Below are 15984 nucleotides of genomic sequence, written 5' to 3'. Positions count from 1 at the left end.
ATATATTCATATCGGTTAATAAAAAATCCGCCTGTAAGCGGATTTTTTATTCCGTATCAACGAAAGTTATATTATTGTTGTCCTGTTCTTTTCCCATCGCCGCCCGTTTCTTTGCTTTCTCCTTTTTCTTCTTCTCCTTCCGGGCTTTATCATCCGCGATGATGTCTTTCAAGGAGCGGATAACGGCAGGTTCTTCACGCTTAAACCGTTTGAAGTATATTTCTTCAATGAATTGCGGCAACGGCGCTTTCCATATTTCCTGCTTGTGGTTGTCGATCTTGCCCAGCTTGTCGGGATTTAAGCCTAATTGTCGCGCCATTTCGACGTGTTTGTCGGACAGTTTGTATTTCTTTTGAGCGACTACCCATTTCTCTATTTTTACTGCCATGCCATACCGATATTATTTCAGTACAAAGATATCTATTTGCCTGAAAATGAAACGCAATAATATTGAAAAGATACTGATAAATAAAACAAAAAGTTGTCTTTACGTATCAGACAACTTTTTCCCATTTTCCAATCTGTATGATCGGCTCATTTTGAAAGTTCAATCGACTTTTTACGAAATTCCTTCAATGCCTTCTCAATGGCCAGGGATGCTTTACGGGCGCGGGTTCCCGCTGCCTTATTTCCGTTTTCGACCTGCAAAGCTGCATCTTTTGTAAATTCTGCGAATAGCCGGTTCAAATTGTCTGTTAGCTGTTTCATATCTTTATTTTAAATATTTCGTCGCAAAGATAAAGAAATAGAACAGTTGTTCAGTGATTTCTGGGGTATATTTTATCCGCTTGTACTCCTGAAACACCAAGACAGACAGAGAAAATTATCATTCGTAATATTGCGAATAATAAAACTATTCGTATATTTGCGAACTATAAATATTGATTATGTCAAAGAAAGAATTAGCAGACCAACAGGAGCAACTTGCACGCTTTGCCAAAGCGTTGGGGCATCCCATCCGTATCGCCATCTTGGAAATGCTGGCAACCCGGTCATGTTGTTATCACGGAGATATGTCGGAGATACTGCCGATTGCCAAAAGCACCTTGTCGCAGCATTTGAACGAACTCAAAGATGCAGGATTGATTCAGGGTACGATTACCTTACCCACCGTAAAATATTGCATCCATCAGGAGAACTGGAACAAGGCGAAAGGGTTGTTCGCGGACTTCTTCACCCAATTACAGAAGACAGAGGATATTTGCTGATATCAGAAAGTGCCGGAAAAACTGTGCCGGTATTTTTTTTGAATAGATGTTCGTTGTTCTACGAAATACGAATTGTAAATATACATACAACAAAAAAATAACTGAAATGAAAATTTTGATCCTTTGTACGGGTAACAGTTGCCGCAGCCAGATGGCACACGGTTTTTTACAATCGTTCGATCCCGGATTATCGGTTTATTCCGCAGGAACAAAAGCAAGCGGGAAGGTGAATCCCAAAGCGATAGAAGTCATGCAGGAGGCAGGGGTGGATATTTCGCACCATACATCCGATAGCGTTGACCACTATATCGACGATAAATGGGATTATGTGATTACCGTTTGCGGCGGTGCCAATGAAAGCTGCCCGACGTTTTCCGGCAAGGTAAAGAACCGCTTGCATATCGGCTTCGATGATCCGTCGGAAGCTACGGGAACGCCCGAATTTATACAATCGGAGTATATCCGGATAAGGGATGAAATCAAAAAAGCATTTTATAATTTCTACCAGCACCACATACTTTTTAATCAATTGGATGAAAGTTCAGACTATGTTATTATCTGTCATTGTGGAAAGATAACGTTGGGGAATATAAGAAATACGGTTAAAGCGAATTGTACCGATATCAAATCGGTAAGAAATTACTTGAACAAACATAATACGGGAAAATGTAAAGAATTATCCCCGAACGGGGTATGTTGCCATGAAAGATTTGAAAAAGTTATCGGTCTTTTAACAAATAACATATTGAGGAATGAGTGAAAAGAAACTTAACTTTTTAGACAAAAACTTAACCCTTTGGATATTCCTTGCTATGGCTGTCGGTGTGGGGCTGGGTTATTTCATCCCGTCATTCAGCGGCTATATAGATTCCATGTCAAGCGGGACAACAAACATTCCTTTGGCTATCGGCCTTATCCTGATGATGTACCCGCCATTGGCGAAAGTAGACTACAAACAACTGCCCAAGGTTTTTTCCAATGTAAAAATACTGACCGTATCACTCATCCTGAACTGGATTATCGGGCCTGTCCTGATGTTCTTACTGGCAATCCTCTTCCTGCACGATTATCCCGAATATATGGTGGGAGTTATTCTGATCGGTCTTGCCAGATGTATCGCAATGGTGCTTGTCTGGAACGATCTGGCGGAAGGGAATACGGAGTATGGCGCAGGATTGGTAGCCCTGAACAGCATCTTTCAGGTATTCTTTTACAGTTTCTATGCCTGGATATTCGTTACGAAGTTGCCTCCGCTATTCGGTTTTGAAGGGGCAATCGTGGATATTTCCATCGGTACGATTGCCCAAACGGTTGCCATCTATCTGGGCATCCCTTTCCTGATGGGTATCCTTAGCCGCTTGATACTCGTAAAGATAAAAGGGGAACAATGGTACAGGGAAAAGTTCATTCCTGCCATATCGCCTGTTACCCTTATCGCCTTATTGTTTACGATTGTGCTGATGTTCAGCCTGAAAGGGGAACTGATCGTACAAATACCGCTGGATGTGGTGAGGATTGCCATCCCGTTATTGGTCTATTTCGTGGTGATGTTCCTCCTTAGTTTTTTTGCAGGCAGGCTTATCGGTGCATCTTACGATAAGAATGCTTCGGTTGCTTTTACCGCCACAGGCAATAATTTTGAGCTGGCGATTGCGGTTGCCATAGGCGTTTTCGGTTTACACAGCGGACAAGCCTTTGCCGGCGTCGTCGGCCCGCTTGTCGAGGTGCCGGTGCTTATCCTGCTGGTGAATATTGCTTTTCGGTTAAGGAGAAAATATTATATCCGGGAAACGGATTAATGGTTATAATTTGAATCATATATCTTTAGCTTAGTAAGATCTTCCGGCTTTTTGTTTCTTTTTCTCCCGCTTCGTCCTGATGCTCATGGAAAAAGAAACGGGCGGTTTCCCGCCCGCCCTTATCATGCAGGAACATACCAACTGTCCCTGTAATCTTTGCCGATCAAGCTGAATACTCCTGATAATCCGCTGTTTCGGGCAAACTGTTTGGCTTGTGATATCGAAGGAAATTCGCCCAATTTCCTGAATCCGATGAATAGTATATACATTGTATCGGGTATTACGGGCGGATTGCTCCGCCCTGATTAGTGTTTTACAGAATATCTTTGGCTTTCCGCCCGTCCGAAACAGTGAGTTTTCCATCCCTGTCCCGCAGCCAGTACAGGAAAAAAACAACGGTGTCAACGGAGATTGCATGAAAACCGTTGAACAGGTTCAGTAAGGCAAGCGGTTCTTTTTCTTTGGCTTGCATGGCTTCTTCACTTGTCGCATAGGCGTTCTCCCCTTTGCCGAAACGCAGGGAGTTATTGACGGTATATTCCGTTTCATTGTTTGATTTCAACTTCCGGTATATGAATTGCACCAAATCCCTGAAGTCGTGTATCAGGTCGAACGGGTGCAGGGCTTCCAGTTCCTCTTTCAGTTGGGTATGGATCTCCCTTAGCATCGGTTCTATGGCAAACCACTTGGTGCGGTTTCGGATGCGTTTACAGGTGGCGGGGTCATGCACAAAATTCAGGAACAGGTAACTGTCGCTTAACGTGCAATAGCAGTCATAACAGAATTGGGTATGATACTCCGTGTCGCTCTTTTTTACCGACTTGTTTATGATTATCCTGATTTGGCTGTCCTCCAACAAATAGATGCGGATGCTCCATCGGTCGGTTTCAAAGCCTGATTGATAATGCCTGTTGCCGTTTACCCTGTTCAGGGTGTATTTTTTACTCTTGTATGTGATTACTATGCTGTTGGTTTTCATATCCATGAAATTAAAAGTTGTTATTTAAAAGCCTGTCTTCAATGTCATCGTACAGGTCATTGAACCTGTCCTGGTATTCTTCGTAAAATGAGCCGTTGTCGTCGCACATGTCCTCACAGGATTTGCCGTATTCTGTCTCCAGTGCGATGTCTGCCAGTTCGCAAATGATTTCCATTTGCAGGCTGTTGGCATCGTCAGCGGAAAGTTCAATTACTCCCGTTCTATATTGCCAATATTGGTACATATTATCCCTGTCCGATTGGGCAAGTTTTTTCCAGAACATGCGGAAATGATAGCCCGATGCCGTATCGCTGTTCATGCCCGAAAACAGTTCCTTTGTTTCGGTGGTCGAGTTCTCCCACCATTGGTTGGCTGTTACATTATCCGTCAGGTTGCTTTTATGTCTTGTTACCGTCTTATTTTCTTTTGTTTTCATATTGTTTTCTGTTTTAATGTTTTATGCTGTTAATCTTTGTTCTATGAGGGGAATATTTTGATTGACAAGGTGTACAATCCTGTTGTGGTATTTGGTGTTCCTGTTGCATACGCCCCTCGATTGGATGACCTTTAGCTGGGAAAGGGATACTTCTATGGTTTCAATCCTTTTCCCGTCTATACAGGCGGAAAGTATCAACGAATCCACCTTTGAATGGTAACCGCTGACACAATGATGCATCAACCTTCCCTCCAGTAGTACCTCTGCCACGCTTTCAAGTACACGGATACTGATAATCCCATCGGAGAATACAAGCCCAAAAAACTTCTCTTTGGCTTGCCTGTATTCGGCTTCTTTTTCCAATTGCTTTTCGAGTTCCAACCGTGCATCGGCTTTTGCTTTTTTGACTACATAGCGGTCGTGTTCCGCTTTCAGGTCTGTGGGGCATACATATTTGGCGTTGTGCAGGTCTTTCCCGAAGAACCGTAACAGGTCGATATAGTCGCACCAAAGCGTAGCATCTTTGATGGTGTAATTATTGCGGATGCAGATGCGGACGGATGCCCAATAATTGTCAATGTTCCTTTGCCAACCCATGTCCAACAACCTTTTTAACAACTTGGTTTGTCCTGTTTTCAGCAGGGTTTCGGCTCTGTTGTCGGTCAGCAGGGTACGGAACAGGTCTAAAGGTTTCTGCCCGTAAAACGCTTTTTTGTAGCCTGTCCTTTTCAGTTCGGGGATCAGTTTCTGACGGGGATAAATTTCGCCTGTTCCAATCCTGTCATAGACATTTAGACAAAACTTGTTGTTGCTGTTTTCGCTGCGCAGTTCCAGCGGTGTATGAAATATCCATGAATCAATATAGCATGTTCCCAATGTTTGCCGAAGCCGTGCGAATGTGCAGTATTTGCCATCAGGGGCGATCCACCGCTGCATCACTTCCGAATGGGAGTATTGGGGCAATGCACCTACTTTGGCAACACATTTCACCATGATTGTCCGCAATACCTGAAACCCTTCGCAAGCGGTTACAATGGTCATATAATAGCTTCCGCTGAATACCCGCTTTTTGGTGGTCTTTACCGCTAATTTTGTTTGGCAGTTCGGGCAGTTGCAGTCTGTCAGGGTGTCGACCAGATAGCCCGTTCCCTGCCACGAATGCCCGCATTTGGTACAGGTGATTGTCCCCTCGTCGGTTCTGCGCCCGATATGTTCAATGGCGTTGTCATATCCCCATTGAATCTGCTTTCTGGTGAGTTTCGGCAGTTTCTTGCTTGCTTCAACTACCCCTTGTTGGAATTTATTCTTTGCTTTCATCGGATCATACGTTAAAAATCAAATAAATTGGGTTGGGGGTTCAATGCCACTTTCTTGGCTTTCTTTACGGGTTGTGTCATTTTCTTATAGGCTTCGTCCTGTACCCGTTGTATGGCGTCTTTTCGTGCCTGTTCTTTTTCTTCGGCTGTGAGTTCCACAACATAGTTCACCACCACATGGGCGTTGATCGGCTTGCCTATTTCAATGTTGTCTTTCAGGTAATAATCGGCAGCCATTGAATAGATTTCTTCATCGGCAAAGCCGTTGCAACCGCTTTTCTGTACCGTATCCAAAATATAGGCAATACAGTTGTCGATGGTCTTTTCGGGCAGGGAGTAGCGGAAGGAGAAAAGTATATCCGATTCCGCACGTTGGTCTAAATATGCCTTTATGGTGTCTTTGAAATGATTTGTTGCTTTCATATTTTTGGAATTTATGGGGGCAGGGTTATTGCCCCCGTGTGAATAATCTCTTTATTAATTGAGGTTTACCAATTTGCGCAAATCCTGTTCTTTGCTCTTTTGAAAAATCCACCCTGCTTTTTTCTCCCCGTTGTGGGTCAATCGGGCATTGAAACGTCCGCCCAAAGCGGAAAGGGCATCTTTTATCGGTTTGGTATTCCCGAAAATGGCGATTGCCTTTTCCGAATAGTCCACGATGATAAAATCGCCCGTGATGGTTTTTTGTGCATCGCCTGTTACAGTTGCGGAAACGGCTTTGATATGGATATTGTCTTCGCTCCCTGCGGTATAGGCAAATTCCTCTACCGTGCGGTTGCGGTCGTACACGGGTACTTTTTCGATGATCCAGCCGTGATATTTGCTTTCGCCCAAATAATACCCTGCACCCATGCTGTATTTCTCCCTGTGTTCGTAATCCTCGTTATACTCCGCTAAATAGGCGGTTTCCTCAAAATTGGATGCGTGTTTGCGCATTTCGGAAAAGATGTCCCTTTTATGGGTGGAAAATCCCAAAATGACGGTGCGCTGTGTACTGCTTGCGAAATAATCGGTCATACTGTCGCTTTCGTCCTGTTTCAGCCGTGCCACGATAACCGCCTTAGCATTTTCGGGAAAGAGTTCGGCAAAGCGTTTGCGACCGACTTCTTTTACTTCTTCCACCCGTATGCGTTCCTTTTCGGCTTCGTCCGCTTCCGCTTTGGCTTTCGCCTGTGCTTCCTGTAGGAGGATGGCGACCTCGAAAGCGTCCATAAATTCGGGGTTTATATCGTCGTAATACCTGCCGATACCGAATTTTTGGGATAAGGGGGTAAGCATATCCGTCCTGTCCATGTCTTTTGTCCTGATATTGATCAGGTGGTACATGTACCCGATTCTTTCAATGTATTCCACTTTACAGACCACATAGCGGGATTCACTCATGGCGTAGCCGTAACCGATAACGACTTGGTTTTCTTTGACAACCTGTACTTCCGTATCTGTGGTTGTTCCTGCGAATAATGAATGATACTTTGTCATAGCTTTAATTTTTAACGGATTATAAAAAAGTCAGGAGAATGAAAAGGAAAGCGATTACAGCAAGCAACGCCACCAGACAGGAGAGGATGCCCCGAAGCAGGGGAAGGAGGAAATATACGCCCACCAAGACCCATAGAAAGCCTGTTCCCCACACGGAGAACCCTAAAACTACCAAAGCGATTTTTACCGCCAATTTTATGCTAATTGGAAGGTAGGAGGATCGATGTTTCATATTTTTTTCTGTTCGTATCATAATTTCTGACCTTTTTTTTATGCCGTATCGGAGCCGGTGAGGAGTGTTCGAGTTTCAGGAGCGTAAAAAAGGTAGTGTTTAGCCGTGCAAGGTTTTGGCGAATAAATACGCTCGCCCGGATAGATTAAGGAAGGGAAAGAGGAAGATTTTTCGACAAACCCGGAGGGCTTGACCTTGCCCCGGCGTGAAGAACACGGACATACCTTTGCACCTGAAATCGAACTCTCAATCAGGCTATCACGGCATATCATAAACGGGGAAGAAATTATTAAAAGATACGGGCAGGAAAAAACATCGCCCCCACGGTTCAATCCGGCATACGGGGGCAAATTCCATTGGCGGCGATCAGGACAAACGACGCCATGAAACTGCCAATATAGGACAAGCCATTGGCAGCCTAAAAAATTCACGTATCTTTCCTCTAAAAATCCCCATGACAACCCTTAATAATAACCCGTATACTCATTTAATATACAGAACCTTACTTATGTCTTTATTTCATGGGCAGGCACGGGAAAACCACCCGTCTTTATTTTTAAAGACCGGAATAATGGAATAATAATATACTTTCCTCTACGAGCTTTCCTGTCTCACACGCGCTTTCATTGCCGGCAAAGCCTGTCGATCATTTTGAGAACACGGGATCATGTTTTTCAACATGTCGCCACAAAGGTAGGGAACTGAGGTGATGCCGGAAGAAACTATCCGGTGGGAAGGTTTCTCAACCAGGCGTTACCGCCTGTAAATTTCTGTTGGCATCAAAGGGTTGCCCTGTTTTCAACACGTTAAAAATGATTACCAGTATTTTACGTGTTATAGCCATTAACGCCTTCTGCGATTTCATCCGTCTGGAGAGCTGATTGTACTTTTTACCCAAAAACGACCTTTTCGAACGGGCTGCCGACCAGGAAACTTGAATAAGCGACTTTCTAAGATACTTGTTCCCGTGAAGGGTTTTACGGGACTGTATCTTGCCCGCCGACTCATCGTTCCTGGGGCGTAGCCCGGCCCAGCCCACTAACTGGGAAGCCGAACCGAAGGCGCCCATGTCATTGCCGATTTCAGAGAGGATACACATCGCGCTGTATTTTTGGATGCCCGGTATGGTACACAGCAATGAGATTTCCCTTGCATAATATTTATCCGCAAGTTCTTCTAAATGGTTAAGGCAAGCAGCCTGCTGTTTTTCAAACAAATCCAGTTGTTCCATACATTGTTTGAGCAATTCAATGTCAGTTGGGCACAGTACTCCGTCCAGGGAATCGCCAATGACCTGGTCCCCGTGCTTGTTCCTGATACGTCCGTGAACCAGCCGGGCAAGTTTGCCGCGGTCGCGTTCCCCCTGTATGAGGGCATTAATGATCTTGCGTAGCGAGACATTGTTCCCCTGGTTCGAGACATAGTTGCTGAACCGGATGTTACAGCGCTGCAACTGGTTGTCCAGTTGTTGTTCAAGACGGACCCGGTTTTTGGTGAGACGGAAGCATTGCCTGCCGTATTGACGCATTTCCTGTAATACCCCCTCGGGTACGAAGCTGCCTTTTATTAAACCCTTCTGGAGGCATTGGGCTATCCAATGAGCGTCCTTCACGTCACTTTTACGGCCGGGCAATTGCCTGATGAAATAAGGGTTGGCCAGTTTTAGCGAAAAATCAGACGCCAGGACATGCCACACAGGCATCCAATAGATGCTGGTACTCTCCATGGCGACTCTGCCACAGCCATGCGACACCAAGGTGTCACGCAGGGAGGTTAGCTCGGGGGTGAGTGTCCCGAAACGCTTCTCGAAAATTTTATTGCCTTGCTCGTCCAGAATACAAGCAAATACACTATCTTTGTGAACGTCAAGGCCACAAGCTTTTTCCATAAATTGCCGGAATTTAATTGTTAGACAATTAGTTAATTTTATTGGTCAAAGAACCAACTTTCAAAGGTAACATTTGTGCTTCGAGCACGGTACGGTAAGCCTGAAAAAGTTCAAGTGGCCTTGATTTTTATTTCACGCGCTTGGAAATACCCTAATTTTCATGTAATTTTGATGCACTAATTAAGATGCAGCCAATATGGAGCGATTTTTTCCACTCAAACATTTAACAGTTGGACAGTTACGCGACCTATACCGCGATGCCTGCAAGGTCGGCAAACTATTGGTTGAACATGACCAACCAGGGGTAGAAGGGCATTATGAGATTAATCTGCCCGAAGATGAGATACTGAAAAATATCAGTGACGAAAACCAGAATTATCTTGTTTTTCACGAGAATTTTGAAAACGAACCCGATGCGACTATAATCGCCTTTTCCTTATCCCCACATCCGTTTACAACGGCTTATATCGACATTGATAATGCAAGGCTGGATTGGTTTGTCAAAAAGTACGGCCTTAACGAACCCGATGCGACTATAATCGCCTTTTCCTTATCCCCACATCCGTTTACAACGGCTTATATCGACATTGATAATGCAAGGCTGGATTGGTTTGTCAAAAAGTACGGCCTTGCGGAGTGGTGGCAAATGGAGGGGGATGAAAGGAAACATTACCCTTTCACAAAGTTTTATACGCTGGAGCCGGTGAAACGGCATAACCTCAACTAAAATCAAGCCCCGACAAGGGGCTTTTTGTCTCCATCCTGTGCCACTCGTTGCCTGATGCTTCCATCGCTTATCATCCTGACACATAGGTCAAATAAAGGGTTTATATTTGTTCTCCCGTGATAAAATAAACCACTAAAAAAATGAAAGATGGAAATAATAAACATAGAAGCCCGAACATACGAGGCAATGATAAAGCGTTTCGATTCCTTTACCCGAAAGGTGGAATCTTTGTGTGAGCAGCACCGTGACGTAGGACTGAAAACGTGGCTGGATAATCAGGATGTTTGTCTGATGCTGGGCATTACCAAACGTACCCTGCAAACTTACCGGGAAAGGGGGTTGATACCCTTCTCCCGCATCCGGCATAAAGTGTTTTACAGGCCGGAAGATGTGGAAAAATTGCTGCAATCGTCGTCGCACCCTTCAATTCTGCGTAAGCCATGAAAAACTACCTGATAGACAACAGCGACCCGCTTGTGGATGACCTTCTCAGACGGATGGAAAAAGCCGGCAAAGCGCTTGACAAGTTGGAGATGCCTGAGCGCCGTTCCTTTAACGGGCAACGTTTCCTTACGGACAGCGAACTTTCCGCCATTTTGAAAATCAGTCGCCGGACGTTGCAGGAATACCGTTCGGCGGGGATCATTCCCTATTACCTGATCTGTGGCAAGGTTTTGTATAAAGAATCTGAAATCCAACAATTCCTGGAGGAAGGCCGGAAACGGAGCCTCGATGAACAGGAATTGCTATAAACAGGAAACGACCCTTTTTCGGGGTCGTTTCCTGTTTTATGATATATGGGATTTAATTCAGCATGGCTCCCATACCCGGAATTTTCCAAAGGACAGCGGAGTGGACAGCCTGCCCGATGATCCACCGGCGGAATTGCTGCGCCTCACGTGATTTTAACCGGAAAGCCAATGCCGTTATCATTTCCAGGTTGTAGAGCGTTAGCATACAGCCGTTTCCAGCCTGTTGATGGCGGCAGGCTTCTTCCTCCCGCAATACTTCATTTTTCAGGATTGACCGTATATTGCTGCCTACGGCTGACACGAAAACCCCGAAAAGGCAGGCGATCTGGTGTTGTGTGAGCCAGACGTTTCCCGCTACCGGACGGATCGTTACCCGTCCTTCTTTTATTGTAATGGATGTTGTATTCATACTGATACGTTGTTTAATGGTTGAGTATTAATGCTTGCCTTTTTTTCTACCGGATAACGGATGCCCGCCCGTAGCGTTTCGTCTTCGTACAAGGACACCTTATCCGAAACTGTCCGCGCTTTCAGCCGTTTCATGTCCTCATCTACTTTTGTGTCCGTCACTTGTGCATATATCTGTGTGGTAGTAATGCTTTTATGTCCCATCATCCGGCTTACCGTTTCAATCGGGACACCCTGCGAGAGCGTAACATGTGTCCCGAAATTGTGCCTGCTTTGATGGAACGTTATCCGGCCTATTCCACATGCTTCTTCCAGTCCATGTATCATTTTGCACACATAAGTCCTGCTGTATATGTTGAATATCCTGTCGCCGGTACGTTCCGGGCGGTATTTTTCAATGATTTGCAGGGGTATTTCCAACAGGCGGATCGGGCAATCCGTTTGGGTTTTCTTCCGTTTAATGTGAATCCACCAGCTACCGTCCCCGGCTTGTCTGAGATGCTCGGTGGAGAGCCTTTTCAAGTCGGCATAAGCCAATCCCGTAAAGGTTGAAAACACGAACCAGTCGCGGATGCGGCATAATGTCCGGTTTTCAATCCGGCATTGCATCAGCCGTTCAAGGTCTTCTAATTTTGAGTGACGGCTCACTTTGGACGGTTGTTCGGGGTGGAAGGCCATAAACGGGTCGCGTTTGAGCGTTCCCTGGCTGACAGCCCGTGAGGTCATTTTTTTAAGTATAATGATATGGCCGGAAAGTGTTGATTGTGCCATGCCCTTATCAGTACGCAACCAAAGGTCGTAAGCGTCCATAAAAGACATATTCAGGCTTTTGAGCATAACGTCTTCCGTTTTGTATTCCTTCATTAAAAACTCGGAGAGCAAAGAGTAAGAACGCAGGTAATATTCATACGTTTCTTTCACGCGGTCAACGCCGACACGTTTCTTAAACTCCCTGTTATGTTCGTCAAAAAGTTTCATCAGGGTGAGGGGCTTTTGGGCGATCCCTTTCAGCGCATTTTTGACAAGTTCCGCCGTCACAAAACCTAGGCTTTCCTGTATCTGTTTGTAATGCCCGGTAATTTTTTCAGTCAGTTTTTCAATGGCCTTGTTCACTTCCAGTGCATTGCGGCTTTTACCGGCGGCCTTGCCTTCCTGCGGCTCCCAAATGTCCGGATCGACCGATATTTTGGTTCCGACCTGTTCGGATTCCGCGTCTATACTTATACGGCAAAGTAGCTGGCATGTGCCGTCCTGACGAGTTTTTGTCCGGTTGATATAAAAGAGGACGGCAAAGGTACTGCGCCGTTTTTCCTGTTTATTATTCATTGTTTCCATAAGAAATTTACTTTAAGTATTTATTAAATGGCAAATTGGAACTTCCCGGCGATACGCTCGTCGAGGGCTTTCATATCCTCGTCGATCTTGTCGTCGGTAATCTTCGCATAGATCTGGGTGGTCGTTATCCGTGTGTGTCCAAGCATCCGGCTTACCGTTTCAATGGGGACTCCCTGCGAAAGCGTTATTTCGGAGGCGTAAGTATGGCGCCCTACGTGGAAAACCATTTGTTCCCACCGCTCGATACCGCACGTTTGGGCAATAGCTTTCACCCCGTCGTTCATCGTTGAACTACTGAACATCGGCAGTAGCCGTCCTTTTGACGCTATTCCACGGTATCTTTCAAGGATTTGCAGGGGAAGTTCCATCAGTGGGATTTCATAGGAATTGTCGTTTTTCTTGCGTGTCGTCCTGATCCATACTGTCCCGTCTTCAGCGAGGGTTAAATCCTCGTCGGTCAGCTTATACATATCGCTGTAAGGCATGCCCGTATAGCAAGCAAAGAGGAACAGGTCGCGGATCAGGTAATGGTTCGGACAGGTTAGCGGCGTGGTCATCAGTTTGTCCAGTTCCGTACGGGTAAGGTATTTTTGCACAGACCTGGGGCGTTCCGGGCTATAACCTGCAAAGGGGTCGTGTGTAATAATCCCCTCGCAGATCACATAATTGATAATGATACGCAGGCGGGTCGTTATCTCAATAATCGTCCCCGGCGAATACCCGGATTCTATACGCAAGTGAAAATCAAAACTCTCGATAAAGGATTTATCAAGCGCCTTAAACGGGATGTCCGACAGCCTGTATTTCTTTTGCAGGAATTTTTCAAGATGCCCCAAAGCGTACCAATAAGAATAGGCCGCTTTTGCCGAACGGTTTACGCCGACCCGCTTATCGAAATTCTCATTGTGCTTGCGGAAATACGAGACAAAGGTTTCCTGCCCGAATGCCATGCCGAGCAGGGCGCTTTTAACGTCTTCGGCGGTTACTTTGATCCTGACGGCATGCAGTTCTTTGTAATGCGACAGGGCGGATGCCCTGTAAGCGTCCAGCTGTGCGTTGATCCCGGCTGCCGCATGGCTTTTCCCGGTTGCACGGCCGGCAGCCCATAAAGATACCGGCACAGTTATTTTGGCACTGAACGTGGTTTCGGTTTTGCCGATTTTGAGCCGCGCCATGACGGGACACTTGCCGTCCTCTTTCATTTCGTTCTTTTTCAGGTAGAACGACACCTCTACTTGTTGTTTCATACTCTGTTCATATTAATTACAAAATTAACTGATACAGAGCTATTTGAAACCATTCAAAACATGGTGTAACGGGGAAAGAAACCCCGATTTTCAGCGACAAAACCCACTTTTCCCCGTTGGCATGGAAAAAAAGGATTATCTTTGTCCGGAATTAGAAGAAAAACGAGTGCTCTTTGATAGTGTAGGCCGTGTTTAAGAGGTTGTTCCGGATGTTATCCTGCTGCTTTCTGACAGTCCAAAAAGGCAACGGATAAGTAGCAGAACTTTCGCTTAACCCCGCTTTATTCTTCTTTTTCACATATTGGAAGAATATAGCGGAACAACACCTAACTAACTTACCTATCAAACACTTACTTTATCAATCCGTATTCTTCCAATATATGCGAAATTTTACATACATTTGTAGTTTTTTTTCTCTATTCGATGCGTTGCAGCAGGTCGCCCGTGAGCTTGGTGTTGAAGAACTTCACGGGTTGATGCGGGTGGCGATGTGCAGACTTATCGTATATTTTATCAAACACGCTTGCTAAATTCAAATCATTCTGTTATATTTGCAACATATATGATCGTATTTATTATCTCTATTTTTACACATTAATGGATATTATTGTATGCATTTGATTTATGATTTCGACATGGATTCTCCCGCCGACATTATGCAGCTCATGGCTCAAAATCTTCAGAAACGGCGTTTGGAAAAAGGATTATCGCGCACCACTCTTTCCGAAATAAGCGGGGTGCCGGCACCGACGATTGCTAAATTTGAACGGCAACACACAATTTCTTTGCTCTCTTACGTGGCTTTGGCCAAAGCATTGGGCCATGCAAAAGAGGTAAAAGGGTTACTTTCGGTGCCGCTCTATGACACGATGCAGGAGTTGGAGACCATCAATAAGAACAAACAACGGAAAAGGGGCCGCCGCAATGAAAGAAGTAAATAAATTATCCGTTTTGTATCACAGTCGTAAGGTAGGAGAACTAACCATGACTCCCGATAAGCGGCAATGTGCATTCCAGTATGACAAGGAGTGGCTATTGTCGGGATTTTCGCTCTCTCCGCTGGATCTGCCTTTAAGGCAAGAGTTGTTTATTGCCAAGACTGAGCCTTTTTGGGGCAACTTCGGCATTTTTGAAGACAGTCTGCCGGATGGTTATGGACGCTACCTTTTACACCGTATGTTAAGAAAGCGGGGAATTGACGACGCCACACTGACACCTCTTCAGCGGTTAAGTATTGTCGGGACATCCGGGATGGGAGCGTTATCATATATTCCCGAAACATACATCGGAGAAGAGAAAGTTTTTCAGGAGTTAGATCAATTGCAACAATTGGCGCTGGACGTATTTTCCGAAAAGACAGACACCGGTGCGGAGGTGCTTTATTTTAACAGCGGCAATTCCGGCGGTTGCCGTCCAAAATGTTTATACCATGACCACGAAGGAGCGTGGCTCGTGAAATTCCGCCACACCTATGATCCTCAAAATATGGGTGAAACAGAATTTCACTATAATACAATCGCGCGTGCATGCGGCATAGAAGTTCCGGACTTCAAGCTACTCAAAGGGAAATACTTTGCCACAAAGCGTTTTGATATAGAAAACGGAGAACACTTACATATAGCAACTGCCGGAGCATTGCTCAATGAATCCATTCACCATCCCAAACTTGATTACAAAACATTGCTGCATCTCACCGGTTTTCTTACACAAGATTCTGGACAGGTAGATGAAATGTTCCGTCGTATGGTATTCAACGTGTTGGCCGAAAACAAAGACGACCATGCCAAAAACTTCAGTTTTATCTGCCGCGACGGAAGATGGACTTTGTCCCCCGCTTACGACTTGACGCGCAACACAGAGGGATACAACGGAGAGCATGCGACTTCGGTAAACAATGCAGGCCTGCCGGATGTGGAAGATATGCTTATTGTGGGTGAAACAATCCGCATTCCCCGTCGGAAGGGTATGGCGATCATCGGTGAGCTCCTCGAACGTTGCAGTGAAATCTTGTCGTCGAGGTTCGTAAACCTGTAATTTAATGTATCAAAAGACGTCATTCCGCTCGAAAGTGTCCCGGAAACACTCCGAAGTGGCTTGAGAGCATACATTTATGTCTCCGAGCCATTACGGAATGTCTTTGAGTCATAATTTTATGTGTCTGAGTCATTATTGAATGGC

Annotated in this window: 20 protein-coding genes and 1 pseudogene; 8 read left to right on the top strand and 13 right to left on the bottom strand. The window is 45.2% G+C overall.

From position 1 onward, the window contains the following. Positions 1-46 precede the first annotated feature (46 nt). Together ABNK31_RS07845 and ABNK31_RS07840 are read right to left on the bottom strand one after the other, a co-directional pair. Positions 47-388 carry a hypothetical protein gene (locus ABNK31_RS07845; RefSeq protein WP_418895109.1) on the bottom strand — a complete coding sequence of 114 codons (342 nt, stop codon included), beginning with the start codon at positions 386-388 and terminating at the stop codon, positions 47-49. A gap of 146 nt (positions 389-534) precedes the next feature. Then, entirely contained in the window at positions 535-708 is a 174-nt protein-coding gene (locus ABNK31_RS07840; protein WP_418895108.1) for a histone H1, read from the bottom strand. Between the two features lie 179 nt (positions 709-887). Between ABNK31_RS07840 and ABNK31_RS07835 the strand changes: the two genes are divergently transcribed. From ABNK31_RS07835 to arsB, 3 genes and pseudogenes are all read left to right on the top strand, one after another. Next, the gene (locus ABNK31_RS07835; protein ID WP_418895107.1) at positions 888-1208 is read left to right on the top strand and encodes an ArsR/SmtB family transcription factor; all 321 of its coding nucleotides are present in this window, start codon (positions 888-890) and stop codon (positions 1206-1208) included. Between the two features lie 106 nt (positions 1209-1314). Continuing rightward, positions 1315-1713: pseudogene (locus ABNK31_RS07830) on the top strand (arsenate reductase ArsC); the annotation flags it as partial. Between the two features lie 247 nt (positions 1714-1960). Beyond that, positions 1961-3007 (top strand): ACR3 family arsenite efflux transporter, encoded by a 1047-nt coding sequence (arsB, locus tag ABNK31_RS07825; RefSeq protein WP_418895106.1) that lies wholly within the window; start codon positions 1961-1963, stop codon positions 3005-3007. 122 nt (positions 3008-3129) lie between these two features. On the opposite strand, the gene ABNK31_RS07820 is transcribed toward arsB, so the two are convergent. The 8 genes from ABNK31_RS07820 to ABNK31_RS07785 all read right to left on the bottom strand — a co-directional run bounded on the left by ABNK31_RS07820 (position 3130) and on the right by ABNK31_RS07785 (position 9337). Further along, a complete protein-coding gene (locus ABNK31_RS07820) occupies positions 3130-3276 on the bottom strand; it encodes a hypothetical protein (protein WP_418895105.1) in 147 nt (48 codons plus the stop codon). Positions 3277-3320: 44 nt separating this feature from the next. After that, positions 3321-3986 carry a hypothetical protein gene (locus ABNK31_RS07815; RefSeq protein WP_418895104.1) on the bottom strand — a complete coding sequence of 222 codons (666 nt, stop codon included), beginning with the start codon at positions 3984-3986 and terminating at the stop codon, positions 3321-3323. Positions 3987-3996: 10 nt separating this feature from the next. Then, positions 3997-4422: a hypothetical protein gene (locus tag ABNK31_RS07810; protein WP_418895103.1), complete on the bottom strand. Its 426-nt coding sequence runs from the start codon at positions 4420-4422 to the stop codon at positions 3997-3999. A 21-nt stretch (positions 4423-4443) separates the two neighbouring features. Then, positions 4444-5739 carry a PcfJ domain-containing protein gene (locus tag ABNK31_RS07805; RefSeq protein ID WP_418895102.1) on the bottom strand — a complete coding sequence of 432 codons (1296 nt, stop codon included), beginning with the start codon at positions 5737-5739 and terminating at the stop codon, positions 4444-4446. Between the two features lie 11 nt (positions 5740-5750). After that, positions 5751-6161: a PcfK-like family protein gene (locus tag ABNK31_RS07800; protein WP_418895101.1), complete on the bottom strand. Its 411-nt coding sequence runs from the start codon at positions 6159-6161 to the stop codon at positions 5751-5753. A 54-nt stretch (positions 6162-6215) separates the two neighbouring features. Then, positions 6216-7217, bottom strand: coding sequence for a fusion protein (locus ABNK31_RS07795; RefSeq protein ID WP_418895100.1), 1002 nt, complete (start codon positions 7215-7217; stop codon positions 6216-6218). A gap of 19 nt (positions 7218-7236) precedes the next feature. Continuing rightward, on the bottom strand, positions 7237-7470 hold the full coding sequence (locus tag ABNK31_RS07790) for a hypothetical protein (RefSeq protein ID WP_418895099.1): 234 nt from the start codon (positions 7468-7470) through the stop codon (positions 7237-7239). 721 nt (positions 7471-8191) lie between these two features. After that, positions 8192-9337, bottom strand: a complete 1146-nt coding sequence (locus ABNK31_RS07785) for an IS110 family transposase (RefSeq protein WP_418893787.1) — start codon at positions 9335-9337, stop codon at positions 8192-8194. A gap of 196 nt (positions 9338-9533) precedes the next feature. Between ABNK31_RS07785 and ABNK31_RS07780 the strand changes: the two genes are divergently transcribed. The 3 genes from ABNK31_RS07780 to ABNK31_RS07770 all read left to right on the top strand — a co-directional run bounded on the left by ABNK31_RS07780 (position 9534) and on the right by ABNK31_RS07770 (position 10816). After that, complete coding sequence (locus tag ABNK31_RS07780; RefSeq protein WP_418895098.1) at positions 9534-10064, top strand: hypothetical protein; 531 nt, start codon at positions 9534-9536, stop codon at positions 10062-10064. A 147-nt stretch (positions 10065-10211) separates the two neighbouring features. Beyond that, positions 10212-10508: a helix-turn-helix domain-containing protein gene (locus ABNK31_RS07775; protein WP_418895097.1), complete on the top strand. Its 297-nt coding sequence runs from the start codon at positions 10212-10214 to the stop codon at positions 10506-10508. After that, positions 10505-10816, top strand: a complete 312-nt coding sequence (locus ABNK31_RS07770; protein WP_418895096.1) for a helix-turn-helix domain-containing protein — start codon at positions 10505-10507, stop codon at positions 10814-10816. Before ABNK31_RS07775 ends, ABNK31_RS07770 begins: the two co-directional genes overlap by 4 nt. 52 nt (positions 10817-10868) lie before the next feature. Here ABNK31_RS07770 and ABNK31_RS07765 read toward each other — a convergent pair whose 3' ends face one another. Genes ABNK31_RS07765 through ABNK31_RS07755 form a run of 3 tightly spaced genes read right to left on the bottom strand, consistent with a single transcriptional unit; the run spans position 10869 to position 13806 of the window. Continuing rightward, a complete protein-coding gene (locus ABNK31_RS07765) occupies positions 10869-11225 on the bottom strand; it encodes a protein-tyrosine kinase (RefSeq protein ID WP_418895095.1) in 357 nt (118 codons plus the stop codon). Further along, complete coding sequence (locus ABNK31_RS07760; RefSeq protein WP_418895094.1) at positions 11222-12559, bottom strand: site-specific integrase; 1338 nt, start codon at positions 12557-12559, stop codon at positions 11222-11224. Before ABNK31_RS07760 ends, ABNK31_RS07765 begins: the two co-directional genes overlap by 4 nt. A 23-nt stretch (positions 12560-12582) precedes the next feature. Next, entirely contained in the window at positions 12583-13806 is a 1224-nt protein-coding gene (locus ABNK31_RS07755) for a site-specific integrase (RefSeq protein ID WP_418895093.1), read from the bottom strand. Between the two features lie 611 nt (positions 13807-14417). Between ABNK31_RS07755 and ABNK31_RS07750 the strand changes: the two genes are divergently transcribed. Further along, entirely contained in the window at positions 14418-14747 is a 330-nt protein-coding gene (locus ABNK31_RS07750; RefSeq protein WP_418895092.1) for a helix-turn-helix domain-containing protein, read from the top strand. Further along, positions 14731-15840, top strand: coding sequence for a type II toxin-antitoxin system HipA family toxin (locus ABNK31_RS07745; RefSeq protein WP_418895091.1), 1110 nt, complete (start codon positions 14731-14733; stop codon positions 15838-15840). The genes ABNK31_RS07750 and ABNK31_RS07745 overlap by 17 nt, the downstream gene beginning before the upstream one ends. The last annotated feature ends 144 nt before the right edge of the window (positions 15841-15984 follow it).

The sequence above is a fragment of the Limibacterium fermenti genome, assembly GCF_041902845.1.
Lineage (GTDB): Bacteria > Bacteroidota > Bacteroidia > Bacteroidales > Dysgonomonadaceae > Limibacterium > Limibacterium fermenti.
Note: the sequence above shows the minus strand (reverse complement) of the source record. Positions and strands in the feature narration are given on the sequence as shown.